The 16,818-nt window shown below is 60.0% G+C and carries 10 protein-coding genes; 4 read left to right on the forward strand and 6 right to left on the reverse strand.

The window, feature by feature from the left end; all coding sequences use genetic code 11:
- Positions 1-67 precede the first annotated feature (67 nt).
- Positions 68-3,538: a hybrid sensor histidine kinase/response regulator gene (locus AC1MDT_RS01285; RefSeq protein ID WP_480420336.1), complete on the reverse strand. Its 3,471-nt coding sequence runs from the start codon at positions 3,536-3,538 to the stop codon at positions 68-70.
- Between the two features lie 687 nt (positions 3,539-4,225).
- Between AC1MDT_RS01285 and AC1MDT_RS01290 the strand changes: the two genes are divergently transcribed.
- Complete coding sequence (locus AC1MDT_RS01290) at positions 4,226-5,377, forward strand: TDT family transporter (RefSeq protein ID WP_480420337.1); 1,152 nt, start codon at positions 4,226-4,228, stop codon at positions 5,375-5,377.
- A gap of 95 nt (positions 5,378-5,472) precedes the next feature.
- Positions 5,473-7,347: an MFS transporter gene (locus AC1MDT_RS01295; protein WP_480420338.1), complete on the forward strand. Its 1,875-nt coding sequence runs from the start codon at positions 5,473-5,475 to the stop codon at positions 7,345-7,347.
- A 120-nt stretch (positions 7,348-7,467) separates the two neighbouring features.
- Here AC1MDT_RS01295 and AC1MDT_RS01300 read toward each other — a convergent pair whose 3' ends face one another.
- From AC1MDT_RS01300 to AC1MDT_RS01320, 5 genes are all read right to left on the reverse strand, one after another.
- Positions 7,468-8,394 carry a GGDEF domain-containing protein gene (locus tag AC1MDT_RS01300; protein ID WP_480420339.1) on the reverse strand — a complete coding sequence of 309 codons (927 nt, stop codon included), beginning with the start codon at positions 8,392-8,394 and terminating at the stop codon, positions 7,468-7,470.
- 386 nt (positions 8,395-8,780) lie between these two features.
- Complete coding sequence (locus AC1MDT_RS01305) at positions 8,781-9,521, reverse strand: YciK family oxidoreductase (RefSeq protein ID WP_480420340.1); 741 nt, start codon at positions 9,519-9,521, stop codon at positions 8,781-8,783.
- A gap of 158 nt (positions 9,522-9,679) precedes the next feature.
- Positions 9,680-10,351 carry an N-acetylmuramic acid 6-phosphate phosphatase MupP gene (gene mupP, locus AC1MDT_RS01310; RefSeq protein WP_480420341.1) on the reverse strand — a complete coding sequence of 224 codons (672 nt, stop codon included), beginning with the start codon at positions 10,349-10,351 and terminating at the stop codon, positions 9,680-9,682.
- Positions 10,352-10,355: 4 nt separating this feature from the next.
- A complete protein-coding gene (gene ubiG / locus AC1MDT_RS01315; protein ID WP_046042598.1) occupies positions 10,356-11,054 on the reverse strand; it encodes a bifunctional 2-polyprenyl-6-hydroxyphenol methylase/3-demethylubiquinol 3-O-methyltransferase UbiG in 699 nt (232 codons plus the stop codon).
- A 57-nt stretch (positions 11,055-11,111) separates the two neighbouring features.
- Positions 11,112-12,446, reverse strand: coding sequence for a TRZ/ATZ family hydrolase (locus AC1MDT_RS01320; RefSeq protein ID WP_480420342.1), 1,335 nt, complete (start codon positions 12,444-12,446; stop codon positions 11,112-11,114).
- A gap of 108 nt (positions 12,447-12,554) precedes the next feature.
- Between AC1MDT_RS01320 and mtnA the strand changes: the two genes are divergently transcribed.
- Positions 12,555-13,631, forward strand: a complete 1,077-nt coding sequence (gene mtnA / locus AC1MDT_RS01325; RefSeq protein WP_480420343.1) for an S-methyl-5-thioribose-1-phosphate isomerase — start codon at positions 12,555-12,557, stop codon at positions 13,629-13,631.
- A gap of 415 nt (positions 13,632-14,046) precedes the next feature.
- Positions 14,047-16,701, forward strand: a complete 2,655-nt coding sequence (gene gyrA / locus AC1MDT_RS01330) for a DNA gyrase subunit A (protein WP_480420344.1) — start codon at positions 14,047-14,049, stop codon at positions 16,699-16,701.
- Positions 16,702-16,818: the final 117 nt, after the last annotated feature.

Consider the following 16,818-nt stretch of genomic DNA (forward strand, 5'->3'; position numbering starts at 1 on the left):
TCGTTAACGTCCTTCGCGAGCAAGCCAGCTCCTGCATTGATCGTGTGCAAACCCGATCTTTTAGCGCCTACAACGGCAAATGCCGACTCAACAGCGCTCGCAACGCCGCCGGTTTCACCGGTTTAGCCAGATAATCCAGTCCTGCTGCGTGCACCTGGGCCACCGTCTCCGGTCGTCCATCCGCGCTGATCACCACCCCCGGCACCGGTTCACCCAAGCGCGTGCGCAACCATGCCATCAGTTCGGTTCCCGTCTCGCCATGGTCCAGGTGGTAATCCACCAGTGCCAATTGCGGGCGAACTCCATCGCTCAGCAGCGCGGCACATTCATCGCGATTGCGCGCCGTCCAGACCTGGCAGCCCCAACGGGTGAGCAGGCTGTTCATGCCGATCAGGATGCTGTCTTCGTTGTCGATACACAGCACCTGCGCGCCGCTCAGCACTTTGCCATTGAGCGGCGCGACCTTGGCCGGCATCGCGGTTTGCGCCTGGGCCAACGGCACGCTGACGCTGAACACACTGCCGCGACCCGGCCAGGAACGAACCTGCAATGAATGACCCAGTACGCGACACAGGCCATCAGCGATCGCCAAGCCCAACCCCAGGCCTTTCTCGGCTCGGGTCTGATGGCTGTCGAGGCGTTTGAATTCCTCGAAAATCACCTGCTGTTTATCTTCCGGAATGCCCGGTCCACGGTCCCAGACCTCCAGACACAGCTCACCCTTGCGCCGCCGAACCCCCAACAACACCGGCCCTTGGGCGTAACGGAAGGCGTTGGTCAGGAAATTCTGCAAGATCCGGCGCAGCAGTTTGATATCGCTGTCGACCCGCAACGTGCTGCCCCGGACGCGGAATTTCAGTCCCTGGTCTCGGGCCAGTGCCTGGAATTCGGCACCCAGAATGTCGAACAACTCATTGAGCACGAACGGTTTGGGATCGGGGTTGATCTTGCCGTTCTCCAGGCGGGAAATGTCCAGCAGATCGCTGATCAAATCCTCAGCCGAGCGCAGTGAGGAGTCCAGGTGATGGACCAGTTTCTGCGCCTCGCTGGACAGGCCATCGTCTTGATGGGACAGGGCCGCGGAGAACAACCTCGCAGCGTTCAGCGGTTGCATCAAGTCATGGCTGACAGCGGCCAGGAAACGGGTTTTCGACTGGTTCGCCAATTCGGCAGTACCCTTGGCTTCGGTCAGGGCCACGTTGAGTTGCGAGAGTTCGTGGGTTCGCTCGGTGACGCGCTGTTCCAGGCCTTCGTTGGCTTCGGTCAGCGCTTGCTCGGCTTCGCGGAACGCGGTGATGTCGGTGAAACTCATGACGAACCCGCCGCCAGGCATTGGGTTGCCGATCAGTTCGATCACCCGCCCATTGGGGAACAGACGCTCGGACGTGTGGGCCCGGCCCTGACGCATCCAGTGCAGACGGCGGGCGACGTGAACTTCGGCTTCACCGGGACCGCACAGACCGCGCTCGGCATTGTAGCGAATGATGTCGGCAATCGGTCGGCCGACGCTGATCAAACCCTCCGGGTAATTGAACAGCTCCAGGTAACGGCGATTCCAGGCCACCAGTTTCAGCGACTGGTCGACCACGCTGATGCCCTGGGTAATGTTCTCGATCGCCCCTTGCAGCAACGCGCGGTTAAATTGCAGCACTTCCGAGGCTTCGTCGGCGATACGCACGACATCCTCCAGTTGCATCTCCCGACCTTCGATGGCGGCTTTTACCACGGCCCGAGTCGAAGACGCACCAAGCACACCGGCCAGCAAGCGTTCGGTGTGGGCGATCCATTCGCCGTCGGCATTCTGGTTCGGGTTGAAGCCTTTGCCCTGACGGTAGGCGAAACGGATGAAACTCTGCCGGGCGCGTTCTTCACCGACGAAGCGGGCGGCCAGTTGCAGCAAATCGTCGATTTGTACGGACAGCAGCGAGCGGGCGCTGGGACGGGCGCTGATTTCCTGACCGATGAAACGACCGGCCTGCCAGTGTTCCGAAACCCGTGTACGTGACAGCACCGACACCCAGGCGAACAGGGTGAAGTTGGCCGCCAGCGACAACACCACGCCTTGGGTCAGCGGGGTGAGCGGCAGATTCAACGGGTTGCCATGCAGCCAGGCCAAGCCAGGGAAACTGCTCAGCGACCAACCCAGGCTACGGGCGGCAATCGGCAGGATCAGCGTGTAGAACCAGAGGAATGTCCCGGCAGCGAGGCCGGCAAAGACACCACGGCGATTGGCCTGTTTCCAGTACAGCGCACCGAGCATGGCCGGCGCGAGTTGAGTCACGGCAGCGAAGGCGATCTGGCCGATGGTCGCCAGGCTCGCGGTCGACCCCAGCAGGCGGTAACTGACGTAGGCCAGCAGCAGAATCACCACGATACTGACGCGGCGTACCGAGAGCATCCACTGGCGGAACACTTCAAAGGGCCGCTCGGCATTGTTGCGGCGCAGCAACCACGGTAACAACATGTCGTTGGAGACCATGGTCGACAGCGCCACACTGGCCACAATCACCATGCCGGTCGCCGCCGAGGCGCCCCCGATAAATGCCAGCAGCGCCAACGCAGGGTGCGCCTGAGCCAGTGGCAGGCTGATGACGAAAGAATCCGGCAACACCGAACTCGGCAGCATCATCTGACCCGCAAGCGCGATCGGTACTACAAACAATGCAGCCAACGCGAGGTAGGCCGGGAACACCCACTTGGCCAGGCGCAGATCCTGAGGATCGATGTTTTCCACAACCGTCACATGGAACTGTCGGGGCAGGCAGATGATTGCCATCATCGCCACACCGGTCTGCACCACCATCGACGGCCAGTTGACGGTTTCCTTCCAGTACGCTTCCAGGCGTGGGGCGAGCATGGCCTGGTCGAACAGGTCGTCGAAGCCGTCATACAGGCCGTAGGTCACGAATGCGCCGACCGCCAGAAAGGCGAACAGCTTGACCAGCGCCTCGAACGCAATCGCCAGCACCATGCCGCGGTGGTGTTCCGTGGCGTCGAGGTTGCGAGTACCGAAGACGATGGTGAACAACGCCAGCACCAGTGACACGATCAGCGCAGTATCCTGCGCGCGAACTCCCATGGCATCGGCGCCCGCGCCAATCAACAGGTTCACCCCGAGCACGATGCCTTTGAGTTGCAACGCAATGTAGGGCAGCACGCCGACCAGGCAGATGAGCGCCACCACCACCGCCAGTGACTGCGATTTGCCGTAGCGCGCGGCGATGAAGTCGGCAATGGAGGTGATGTTCTCCTGCTTGCTGATCATCACCATTTTTTGCAGGACCCACGGCGCACAGACCAGCAGCACAATCGGCCCGAGGTAAATCGGCAGGAATGACCAGAGTTGCTCGGCGGCCTGGCCCACCGCGCCAAAGAAAGTCCAGCTGGTGCAGTAGACCGCCAGTGACAGACTGTACACCCAGGCTCGCACCCGCGGCGGCAATGGCGCGCTGCGTCGATCGCCGTAAAAGGCGATGGCGAACATGATGGCCATATAGGCAAGGGCGACGGCTGCGATCAGCCCGCTGGACAGCGACATGAGAACTCCAGGCAAAAGACTCCCGGGACTCCCGCCCGGTCTAGACAGTCTCGCACGATGACAGGGGTTAGTCAGTGTCGACCAAGGTCGCGGGGCGGCGGGGTGTCGCAGGGTGTGCATCAGGTGTCTGGGTGAGTTTACTGGCCCCTTCGCGAGCAGGCTCGCTCCCACACAGGAACGCGATCACCTGTAGGAGCGAGCCTGCAGGCGAAGGGCTTGAAAGCAACGCATTCATTCAGGACGAACGCGTTATCGTTAACGTCCTTCGCGAGCAGGCTCGCTCCCACACGGGCGCGCGATCACCTGTAGGAGCGAGCTTGCTCGCGAAGGGCTTGAAAGCAACGCATTCATTCAGGACGAGCGCGTTATCGTTAACGTCCTTCGCGAGCAGGCTCGCTCCCACACGGGAGCGCGATCACCTGTAGGAGCGAGCTTGCTCGCGAAGGGCTTGAAAGCAACGCATTCATTCCGGACGAACGCGTTATCGTTAACGTCCTTCGCGAGCAGGCTCGCTCCCACGCGGGAGCGCGATCATCTGTAGGAGCGAGCTTGCTCGCGAAGGCGTTGTTAAGGTCGAAGCTTTTTATCATCTGTAAAATAGATAACAGTTAGAGATATTACCCGTTATATCGATATTCGATTTGGATCTACCATGAGCTCCACCCCACCAGGGGACAGGAGATCGCCATGACATGCCTCAATAGCGCCAAGCCCGGTATCAAACCGTTCACTCACTTGCAGCACCCGCGCGAAGTCATTCGCCAGTTCACCCCCAACTGGTTCGCGGCCACCATGGGCACCGGCGTATTGGCGTTGGCGCTGGCGCAATTGCCCGTCGCGATGCCCGGCTTGCGAGTGTTTGCCGAAGCCCTATGGCTGTTCAATATCGTCCTGTTCATTTTGTTCACGGCGGTTTACACCGCGCGTTGGGCGCTGTTTTTCGACGAGGCGCGGCGGATCTTCGGCCACTCCACGGTATCGATGTTTTTCGGCACTATCCCCATGGGCCTGGCGACGATCATCAATGGTTTTCTGGTGTTTGGTCTGCCGCGCTGGGGCGACGGCGTAATTCATGTCGCCGAGGTGCTGTGGTGGCTGGACGTGGCGATGTCGCTGGCCTGCGGTGTGCTGATTCCCTACTTGATGTTTACCCGTCAGGAACACAGCATCGACCAGATGACCGCTGTTTGGCTGTTGCCGGTGGTGGCAGCGGAAGTAGCAGCTGCCAGCGGTGGTCTGTTGGCGCCGCATCTGGTGGATGCCCATTCGCAACTCGTTGTACTGGTGACCAGCTACGTGCTTTGGGCCTTTTCCCTGCCGGTAGCGTTCAGCATCCTGACCATCCTGTTGCTGCGCATGGCGTTGCATAAATTGCCCCACGAAAACATGGCAGCGTCGAGTTGGCTGGCGCTTGGTCCGATTGGCACCGGGGCGCTCGGCATGTTGCTGCTGGGCGCCGACGCGCCGGTCATCTTTGCCGCCAACGGCTTTGCGGGCATCGGTGAAATCGCCGCCGGACTAGGGCTGGTGGCAGGCATTACGCTGTGGGGGTTTGGTTTGTGGTGGATGCTGGTGGCGGTGCTGATCACGGCGCGTTATCTGCGCTCCGGCATCCCGTTCAACCTCGGCTGGTGGGGCTTCACCTTTCCGTTGGGGGTCTATTCTTTAGCGACGTTGAAACTGGCCAGCACCTTGAACCTCACCTTTTTCAGTGCTTTTGGCTGTGTGCTGGTGGCGTTGCTGGCAGTGATGTGGGTGATCGTCGCCAGGCGTACCGTGCAAGGCGCGTGGCGGGGCGAATTGTTTGTTTCGCCGTGCATTGCAGGATTAAAGAAATAACCCCTAAAGATTAGGTAATGTGTGGCCTGGATCGATGTTCGGCATTCCAATAACAGAATCCACGCCACTCTATGCCAGTCAGGGACACACGGAAGATGAGCCACCCCTCACAGTTCACCTTGCTTCGCACCCGGCGCTTCTTGCCGTTTTTCGTGACACAGTCCCTCGGGGCGTTCAACGACAACATTTTCAAGCAGTCGTTGATCCTTGCCATTCTGTACAAATTGACTATCGAGGGTGATCGCTCTATTTGGGTCAACCTGTGTGCGCTGCTATTCATCCTGCCGTTCTTTCTGTTCTCGGCGCTGGCCGGTCAGTTTGGCGAGAAGTTCGCCAAGGATGCGTTGATCCGTCTGATCAAGCTCGGGGAAATCGCCATCATGGCGGTCGGCTCGGTCGGTTTCCTGTTCGATCATCTGTCGCTGATGCTGGTGGCGTTGTTTGCCATGGGCACGCACTCGGCGCTGTTCGGGCCGGTGAAATACTCAATCCTGCCCCAGGCCTTGCATGAAGACGAGCTGGTGGGCGGCAACGGGCTGGTGGAAATGGGCACCTTCCTGGCGATTCTCGCCGGGACCATTGGCGCCGGAATCATGATGTCGTCCGCTCATTACGCGCCCATCGTCTCCACGGCGATCATTGGTGTCGCAGTGCTTGGCTATCTGGCCAGTCGCAGCATTCCTCGCGCCGTAGCGGCATCGCCGGAAATGCGCCTGAACTGGAATATTTTCAGCCAGTCCTGGGCCACGTTAAAACTGGGCCTGGGCCAGACTCCGGCCGTGTCGCGCTCGATTGTCGGCAACTCGTGGTTCTGGTTTGTCGGGGCGATTTATCTGACGCAGATCCCGGCGTATGCCAAGGAGTGGATGCACGGTGACGAAACCGTGGTGACGTTGATTCTGACGGTGTTTTCGGTCGGTATCGCACTCGGTTCGATGCTCTGCGAGAAACTCTCCGGGCGCAAAGTCGAGATCGGTCTGGTGCCGTTCGGGTCTTTCGGTCTGACGGTGTTTGGTTTGCTGTTGTGGTGGCATTCCGGTGGAATCCCGGACAGCGTCGAGGGCCATGGCTGGATTGCCGTCCTCGGTTTTGGCCACGCCTGGCTGGTGTTGATGGATGTCCTTGGGTTGGGGATTTTCGGTGGCTTCTACATTGTGCCGCTGTACGCACTGATCCAGTCGCGTACGCCGGAGAAGGAACGGGCGCGGGTGATCGCCGCCAACAACATTCTTAATGCGTTGTTCATGGTGGTGTCGGCGATTGTCTCGATCGTTTTGCTGAGCATCGTCAAACTGTCGATCCCGCAGCTGTTCCTGGTGGTTTCGCTGTTGAACATCGGTGTTAACGCCTACATCTTCAAAATTGTCCCCGAGTTCAGCATGCGCTTCATGATCTGGCTGCTCAGCCATTCCATGTACCGCGTGGAGCATCGCAACCTGGAGTTGATTCCCGATGAAGGCGCGGCATTGCTGGTCTGCAACCACGTGTCGTTTGTTGATGCCTTGCTGATTGGCGGTGCGGTGCGTCGGCCGATTCGTTTTGTGATGTATTACAAAATCTACAACCTGCCGGTACTGAACTTCATTTTTCGCACCGCCGGGACTATTCCGATCGCCGGGCGTCAGGAGGATATTCAGATTTACGAAAAGGCCTTCACCCGGATTGCCCAGTACCTGAAGGAGGGTGAGCTGGTGTGCATCTTCCCTGAAGGCAAGTTGACCGCCGATGGCGAGATCAACGAGTTCAAGGGCGGGCTGACGCGGATTCTCCAAGAGACGCCAGTGCCGGTGATTCCGTTGGCTTTGCAGGGGCTGTGGGGGAGTTTTTTCAGCCGCGATCCTGGCAAGGGGTTGTTCCGTCGCCTGTGGTCTCGGGTTACGCTGGTGGCGGGACCTGCGGTGGCCGTCGAGGTGGCAGAGCCGGCCAGATTGCAAGGTTTGGTAGGGGCGTTGCGTGGCGCTGTTCGCTGACGTCAACCTGTAGGAGCGAGCTTGCTCGCGATGTACGTGAGGGCGCCGCGTTCATCCAGGCAGCCCCCGTCATCGTTGACGATCATCGCGAGCAAGCTCGCTCCTACAGGTCAGCGGGGTTCAACCCGCCATTGCTAAGCGGTTACGTCCCTCGCGCTTGGCCACATACAGTGCACTGTCGGCACGTCGCAACAGGCTTTCGACAGATTCGCCGGGCAACAGGGTCGAGCAGCCAAGGCTGACCGTCAGCTCGATCACGCTGCCATCGGCCGAATAGTCATGGGCCTGCACTGCAAACCGCAGTCGTTCGCCAACCATGGCGGCGGCTTCCCGGCTGGTGTTGGACAGCAGGATCAGGAACTCTTCGCCACCAAACCGGAACACCATGTCCACGTTGCGCAACTGCTCTTTGATCGAGGTGGCGACAGCTTTGAGCACGTCATCGCCGGCACTGTGGCCGTGGGTGTCGTTGATGTGTTTGAAGTGATCGATGTCCAGCATCAACAGCGACAGAGGCTGCAGGTGGCGCCGCGACATCTCGACTTCCCGCAGTAGCGTCTGATCCATCGCGATGCGGTTTCCGGTGCCGGTGAGCGGATCGCGCAATGCACTTTGGGTGGCGGCGCGGTATAGCAGGGCGTTGCGCATCGGAAACAGCAGCGCAGACAGTGACGACTCGAGGTTGCCCTGTTCCTGATCGCTGAAGCGTTGATTACGGCGGAAGACCAGTTCACCCAGGTGTTCGCCTTCATGGCTGAGACTGTAACTGATCGAGTGATGGCCGCGCAGGCCGAACTCCAGGCGTAAGTCACTGGACTTGTGCTCATAGCTCAAGGCGTCCAGCGGTATCAGTTTCTGAATTTCACGAAAGAACAGCCCGAGGATGCGTTGTGGCTCAAGACTGGTTTGCAATTGCAGGTTCAGTTGCTGGCGCAATTGCGCAAGGTTGACTGGCCTCGTCAGAAGGGGCGGCTGTTGACCAAAGCCCAGGCGTTGCAATTTGGCGCTATCGAAGTCAATTGCGTTGGTCTGGGAAGGTGATTTCATATGGTGTGCGCCCCTTAGCGGTAAGGCTGTCTTACAGGCTGGGCGAGAGCGGCTTTGGGCTGCGCGTCGTACTGGTCCGTCAGTCCCGTAGGACATTTCGTACAAGTCTAATCCGCTTTTCCGGGGATTAGTAACCTATCGACTTTAGCGCTAACCACAACTGCTTTCACACGGCGTGTCTTAGGGAATTTAGAGCGAAAGTCGTGCCATTCGGTTCAGTCGATTAAAAATCGTTTTAAATCAGTATCTTGATGGCTTTTAGGCAGAGGTGGTGGAGTGCGGCGGCATTTGTTTGACTTTAAACAGGTGCAGTTGCGACGCGCTTTGAGTGCCGCGACAGGAATTCGTCGCGGCACAAATGCGACGCGCGGCGCAAGCGCGTGGCGTCACTGAGCGTTGAACGCCTGACCGTTGATGCCCTTGCTGTCCGCTCCCATCAGGTAGAGATAGACCGGCATGATCTCCTCGGGCGTCGGGTTGTTCAGCGGGTTTTCGCCCGGGTAGGCCTGGGCGCGCATGCTGGTGCGGGTGGCGCCGGGGTTGATGCTGTTGGAGCGCACTGGAGCCACGGTATCGACTTCGTCGGCCAGGGTTTGCATCAAGCCTTCGGTGGCGAACTTGGAGACGCCGTAAGCGCCCCAGTACGCACGACCCTTGCGGCCGACGCTGCTGGAAGTGAACACCACCGAGGCATCCTCAGACAGCTTGAGCAGTGGCAGCAGGGTGCTGGTGAGCATGAACATGGCGTTGACGTTGACGTGCATCACCCGCATGAAGTTTTCGCCGGAGAGTTGCTCGATCGGCGTGCGCGGACCAATGATCGACGCGTTGTGCAACAGGCCATCAAGGTGGCCGAACTCGGTTTCGATCATCGCCGCCAGCTCATCGTATTGATGGGGCAGGGCGGTTTCCAGATTGAACGGAATCACGGCCGGTTGGGGATGGCCAGCGGCTTCGATTTCGTCGTATACCTGAGTGAGGTTGGCTTCGGTCTTGCCCAGCAACAGCACGGTCGCACCGTGAGCGGCGAAGGTTTTCGCAGCGGCAGCCCCAATGCCCCGGCCAGCGCCGGTGACCAGGATGACCCGGTCCTTGAGCAGTTCGGGGCGGGCGGAATAATCAAACATAAAAAAACCTCAACAAATCAGAATACGGGCGCCCCCTGTAGGAGCAGCCGGTCGACGCTCGATTGCTCGCGATGGTCGTCAACGATGACGCGACAAACCTGACACCCAGCGGCGTTCTCGGGTTTTTCGCGAGCAAGCTCGCTCCTACAATTACAGGCTCAGCAGCTACAGAGGGCGCTATCCAGCACCTTGCGCAACTCCAATGGATGATCCACCACCACATCCGCGCCCCAATGCCGCGGATTATCATCCGGATGAATGTAGCCATAGGTCACAGCGGCAGTCTTGGTCCCGGCATCGCGACCGGACTCGATGTCGCGCAAGTCATCACCCACAAACAGTACGCTGGCAGGGTCCAGGTCGAGCATCTTGCACGCCAGAATCAACGGCTCCGGGTCGGGTTTGCTGTTCTTCACATGATCCGGGCAGATCAACAGCGCCGAGCGCTCGGCCAGCCCCAGTTGCTGCATGATCGGCTCGGCGAAGCGCAGCGGTTTGTTGGTGACCACGCCCCAGATCAGGTTGGCTTTTTCGATATCGGCCAACAATTCGGCCATGCCGTCGAACAGCGCGCTATGAACTGCGCAACCTTTGACGTAACGCTCAAGGAACTCCAGGCGCAATTCCTCGAAACCCGGCGATTCCGGGTCCATGGAGAAGGTCACGGCAACCATCGCCTTGGCGCCACCGGAAATCTCGTCGCGAATGTGTTGGTGGTTCATCGGCGGCAAGCCACGGTCGGCGCGCATGGCCTGACAAATCGCAATGAAGTCCGGCGCGGTGTCGAGCAGCGTGCCGTCCATGTCAAAAAGGACTGCTCTGATACGCATCGGCTTACTCCTCGCGCAGGGTCTGGATCATGTAGTTGACGTCCACGTCGGCCGCCAGTTTGTAATGCTTGGTCAGCGGGTTGTACGTCAGGCCAATGATGTCCTTGACGGTCAGGCCAGCCATGCGGCTCCAGGCACCCAGCTCGGAAGGGCGGATGAATTTCTTGAAGTCGTGGGTGCCGCGCGGCAGCAACTTCATGATGTATTCGGCACCGACGATGGCGAACAGATACGCCTTCGGGTTGCGGTTGATGGTGGAGAAAAACACTTGGCCACCGGGCTTGACCATGCGGAAGCAGGCGCGGATCACCGACGACGGGTCTGGCACGTGCTCGAGCATTTCCAGGCAGGTGACGACGTCGAACTGCTCGGGCATTTCTTCTGCCAGGGCTTCGGCGGTGATCTGCCGGTACTCGACGCTCACGCCCGATTCCAGCTGATGCAGTTGAGCGACCGCCAGCGGCGCTTCGCCCATGTCGATGCCCATGACGGTCGCGCCGCGTTGGGCCATGGCTTCGCTGAGGATGCCGCCACCGCAACCGACGTCGAGGACTTTCTTGCCGGCCAAGTTGACGCGTTCGTCAATCCAGTTGACCCGCAGCGGGTTGATGTCGTGCAGCGGTTTGAATTCGCTTTCCCGATCCCACCAGCGATGGGCCAGGGCTTCGAATTTGGCGATTTCGGCGTAGTCGACGTTGCTCATGGTTAAGTCCTCTAAAACTTGAAAAATCCTGTCGCCCCGGTGATTGGACCGGGGAGCTTACGATTCGTTATGGCCGCTGATGCGCTGGCCCCAGGCCTTGGCGGTGGCGCAGAGCTGCTCTTCGTCCAGGCGGGTCAGGCGGCGGTCGTCGAGCAGTTGCTTGCCGGCGACCCATAGGTGTTTCACGCAGTCCCGGCCGGTGGCATATATAAGCTGCGAAACCGGGTCATAGACCGGTTGCTGCGCCAGCCCCGAGAGATCGAACGCCACGATGTCCGCGGCTTTGCCCACTTCCAGCGAGCCGACTTCAGTCTCGATTCCCAGCGCGCGGGCGCCGTTGAGCGTGGCCATGCGTAGCGCCCGATGGGCGTCGAGTGCGGTGGCCGAGCCGGCAACGGCTTTGGCCAGCAGCGCGGCGGTGCGGGTTTCGCCGAGCAGGTCCAGGTCATTGTTGCTGGCCGCGCCATCGGTGCCGACGGCCACATTGACGCCGGCCTGCCACAAACGCTCGACCGGGCAGAAACCGCTGGCCAGCTTCAGGTTCGACTCCGGGCAATGAATCACACTGGTATTGCTTTCTACCAGCAACACCAGGTCTTCATCGCTGATCTGGGTCATGTGAACGGCCTGGAAGCGCGGGCCCAGCAGGCCCAGGCGACCGAGTCGTGCCAACGGGCGTTCGCCGCGCTGCTCGACCGACTGCTGCACTTCGAAGGCGGTCTCGTGGACGTGCATGTGAATCGAAGCGTCCAGTTCTTCGGCAATCACCCGGATTTTCTCCAGGTTCTCGTCGCCCACCGTGTAGGGGGCGTGGGGGCCGAAGGTGACTTTGATGCGCTCGTGGTGCTTCAGATCGTTGAACAATTCGACGCCCTGACGAATGGCGTCGTCCGCCGTGCTGGCGCCCGGGATCGGGAAATCGAGGATCGGAATGGCGATTTGTGCGCGAATGCCGCTGTTATGGACGCGGTCGGCGGCAACCTTCGGGAAGAAATACATGTCTGAGAAGCAGGTGATGCCACCTTTGATCTGTTCGGCGATCGCCAGATCGGTGCCATCGCGTACAAAGGCCTCGTCGACCCATTTGGCTTCGGCCGGCCAGATATGGTTTTCCAGCCAGGTCATCAGGGGCAGGTCGTCGGCAAGACCACGGAACAGTGTCATCGCCGCATGGCCATGGGCGTTGATCAGGCCTGGGCTGAGCAGTACGTCCGGCAGTTCACGGACTTCGGTTGCGTTAAGCTTCAGCGCGGCGGAACGTGGGCCGATGAAGACGATGCGCCCGTCGCGGATACCCAGCGCATGTTCCTTCAGGACAACACCAGCGGGTTCGACGGGTACCAGCCAGGTCGGCAGCAATAACAGGTCGAGCGCAGCGGCAGTGTTCGGCATCGAGGATTGGTTCCAGTGCTTTTGTAAAGGATGGCGAAGTATACCCGAGCGTCTTCGCGGAGGGATCGCTATAATCGGCGGCTTTTGTTCATGAGTGCGGGGTATAGGATGCGCGATCGACTGTTGGCTGCGGAGAAGGTGAAGGCCATCGATTGGCGTGATGGCGGCCTGTACCTGCTGGATCAGCGTATTTTGCCGTTCGAGGAAACGTGGATCGCCTACACCAGCGCTGCTGGCGTGGCCGAGGCCATTCGTTCGATGGTGGTGCGTGGCGCGCCGGCCATTGGCATCAGTGCCGCCTATGGCGTTGTGCTGGCGGCTCGTGCCCGGTTTGCCGAAGGAGGCGACTGGCATGCGGCGCTTGAAGAGGATTTCGCGCTGCTCGCCGACTCCCGACCGACCGCCGTCAATCTGTTCTGGGCCCTGGGGCGGATGCGCGAACGGCTCGAGCGACTGAAAAAACACACCGACCCGCTGGCGGTGCTGGAAGCTGAGGCCATTGCCATTCATGAGAGTGATCGTGAAGCCAACCTGACCATGGCGCAACTCGGTGTGGACCTGATCCGCAAGCACCAGGGCAACGCCCAGGCGATCCTGACCCACTGCAATACCGGCGCCCTGGCCACTGGCGGCTTTGGAACGGCGCTGGGCGTCATTCGCGGGGCGTTCATTGAAGGGATGGTCGAGCGTGTCTACGCCGACGAAACCCGCCCATGGCTTCAGGGTTCTCGATTGACGGCGTGGGAATTGGCCAACGAAGGCATTCCCGTCACCCTCAATGCCGACTCCGCCGCTGCCCACATCATGAAAACCAAAGGCATTACCTGGGTGATCGTCGGCGCCGACCGGATCACTGCCAATGGCGACGTGGCCAACAAGATCGGTACCTATCAACTGGCGGTGAACGCCATGCACCACGGCGTGCGTTTTATGGTGGTGGCGCCCAGTTCGACCATCGACATGAACCTGGCCAGCGGCGATGACATTCCCATTGAAGAGCGTGATGGTCGCGAGTTGCTGGAGGTTGGCGGCAAGCGGGTCGGGGCAGATGTCGATGCGTTCAACCCGGTGTTCGATGTGACCCCGGCGGACTTGATTGACGCGATCGTCACCGAAAAAGGGATTGTCGAGCGGCCGGACACAGCGAAAATGGCGCAGTTGATGTGCCGTAAGCGTCTGCATTAAGCATCTCCGGCGCCTGTTAGATCGCTATCGCGAGCAAGCTCGCTCCCACAGGTTTTGTGAACGCCGCAGAACAATGTGGGAGCGAGCTTGCTCGCGATGGGGCCCGCAAAGTCAATAAATCAGCTTGAATTCGGCATTCAGTAACCCTCTAAGCCTCTCTCGTCCCCTATCAGCCTGTCACCGGTCAACTAACTATGCTCCATGCGCATCAGGGGGATAGGTGCGTGGCGGCTCTTGTGATAACATCCGGCGGTTTCCAAGGTAGCCCGATGTGGCTACCTTTACTGCGCAGATCCATGGCATAACTCGTTGATTTGTCGTAAGTCGGTGCATGGCACTCAGCCTGCAGCGGCGAGCTTCGTTCGTCCCATATGGATGTGACGAAGTTTCACCAGAAAAAGGAATCAGGCTTCTCATGGGCGAACTGGCCAAAGAAATCCTCCCGGTCAATATCGAAGACGAGCTGAAGCAGTCCTACCTCGACTACGCGATGAGCGTAATTGTCGGGCGGGCACTGCCGGATGCGCGCGATGGCTTGAAGCCCGTGCACCGGCGTGTGCTGTTCGCGATGAGCGAGCTGGGTAACGACTTCAACAAGCCGTACAAGAAATCTGCCCGTGTTGTCGGTGACGTGATCGGTAAGTATCACCCGCACGGTGATACCGCGGTGTACGACACCATCGTTCGGATGGCGCAGCCATTTTCGCTGCGCTACCTGCTGGTAGACGGTCAGGGCAACTTCGGTTCGGTGGACGGCGACAACGCCGCGGCCATGCGATACACCGAAGTGCGCATGACCAAGCTGGCGCACGAGCTGCTGGCTGACCTGCACAAAGAAACCGTGGACTGGGTGCCGAACTACGACGGCACCGAAATGATCCCGGCGGTCATGCCGACCCGTATTCCCAACCTGTTGGTCAACGGCTCCAGCGGTATCGCCGTGGGCATGGCGACCAACATCCCGCCGCACAACCTCGGTGAAGTCATCGACGGTTGCCTGGCGCTCATCGACAACCCTGAGTTGACCATCGATGAGCTGATGCAGTACATCCCCGGCCCGGACTTCCCGACCGCCGCGATCATCAACGGTCGCGCCGGCATCATCGAAGCCTACCGCACCGGTCGCGGCCGCATTTACATGCGCGCCCGCTCGATGATTGAAGACATCGACAAGGTCGGTGGTCGCCAGCAGATCGTCATTACCGAACTCCCTTACCAGCTGAACAAGGCCCGTCTGATCGAGAAGATCGCCGAGCTGGTTAAAGAGAAGAAGCTCGAAGGCATCACCGAACTGCGCGACGAGTCCGACAAGGACGGTATGCGCGTCGTGATCGAGCTGCGTCGCGGCGAAGTGCCAGAGGTGATCCTCAACAACCTCTACGCCCAGACCCAGCTGCAAGCTGTATTCGGTATCAATATCGTCGCGCTGATCGACGGCCGTCCGCGGATCCTGAACCTCAAGGACCTGCTGGAAGCGTTCGTTCGTCACCGTCGCGAAGTGGTGACCCGTCGTACCGTGTTCGAGCTGCGTAAAGCCCGCGAACGTGGCCACATCCTTGAAGGTCAAGCGGTTGCCCTGTCGAACATCGACCCGGTCATCGCCCTGATCAAGGCGTCGCCAACCCCGTCGGAAGCCAAGGAAGCGCTGATCAGCACAGCCTGGGAATCCTCCGCCGTGGTCGCGATGGTCGAACGTGCCGGTGCCGACTCTTGCCGTCCAGAGACCCTGGACCCGCAATACGGTCTGCGCGAAGGCAAGTACTTCCTGTCGCCGGAACAGGCGCAAGCCATTCTGGAACTGCGTCTGCACCGTCTGACCGGCCTGGAACACGAAAAGCTGCTGGCCGAGTATCAAGAGATCCTCAACCAGATCGGCGAGCTGATCCGCATCCTCAACAGCGCCACGCGCCTGATGGAAGTGATCCGCGAAGAACTGGAAGTGATCCGCGCCGAATACGGCGACGTGCGCCGCACCGAGATTCTCGATGCCCGTCTCGACCTGACCCTGGGTGACATGATCCCTGAAGAAGAGCGCGTCGTGACCATTTCCCACGGTGGCTACGCCAAGACCCAGCCATTGGCTGCGTACCAGGCTCAGCGTCGTGGCGGTAAAGGTAAATCGGCTACTGGCGTCAAGGATGAGGATTACATCGCTCACCTGCTGGTCGCCAACAGCCACACCACGCTGCTGCTGTTCTCCAGCAAAGGCAAAGTGTACTGGCTGAAAACCTACGAAATCCCGGAAGCGTCCCGCGCCGCCCGTGGTCGTCCGCTGGTCAACCTGCTGCCGCTGGACAGTGATGAATACATCACCACGATGCTGCCGGTCGATGAATACACCGAAGGTCACTTCATCTTCATGGCCACTGCCAAAGGCACCGTGAAGAAGACCCCGCTGGAATCCTTCAGCCGTCAACGCAGCGTCGGCCTGATCGCGCTGGAGCTGGACGAAGGCGATGTACTGATTTCTGCCGCCATTACCGATGGCGAGCGCGAAGTCATGCTGTTCTCCGACGGTGGCAAGGTCACTCGCTTCAAGGAAACCGACGTTCGCGCCATGGGCCGTACCGCTCGCGGTGTCCGCGGCATGCGTCTGCCGGAAGGCCAGAAGCTGATTTCCATGCTGATCCCGGAAGAAGGCAGCCAGATCCTCACCGCTTCGGCGCGTGGTTTCGGCAAGCGCACGGCGATCACCGAGTTCCCTGAGTACAAGCGTGGCGGTCAGGGCGTTATCGCCATGGTCAGCAACGACCGTAACGGCCGCCTGGTCGGCGCGGTCCAGGTGCTCGACGGCGAGGAGATCATGCTGATTTCCGACCAGGGCACGTTGGTTCGTACCCGTGTCGACGAAGTCTCCAGCCTGGGTCGTAACACCCAGGGTGTGACCCTGATCAAACTGGCCAGTGACGAAACGCTGGTAGGTCTGGAGCGGGTTCAGGAGCCGTCGGAAGTCGAAGGCGAAGAGCTGGAAGGTGAAGAGGGTGCAGTGTTCGACAGCGAAGTCGTGATCGACGACGTTGTTGAAGATCAGCCACTCGACGCCGCCGCTGACGAAGAACCACAGGAGTAAGCGGGCAAGCAGGGGGCGGATGAAAATTCGCCCCCTTGTTGTTTGTCCCTATTGAAAATATCGACACCCCTGTAGGAGCGAGCTTGCTCGCGAAGAATGTTAACGATGACGCGGGTT

The sequence above is a fragment of the Pseudomonas sp. ASL7 genome (assembly GCF_056680375.1).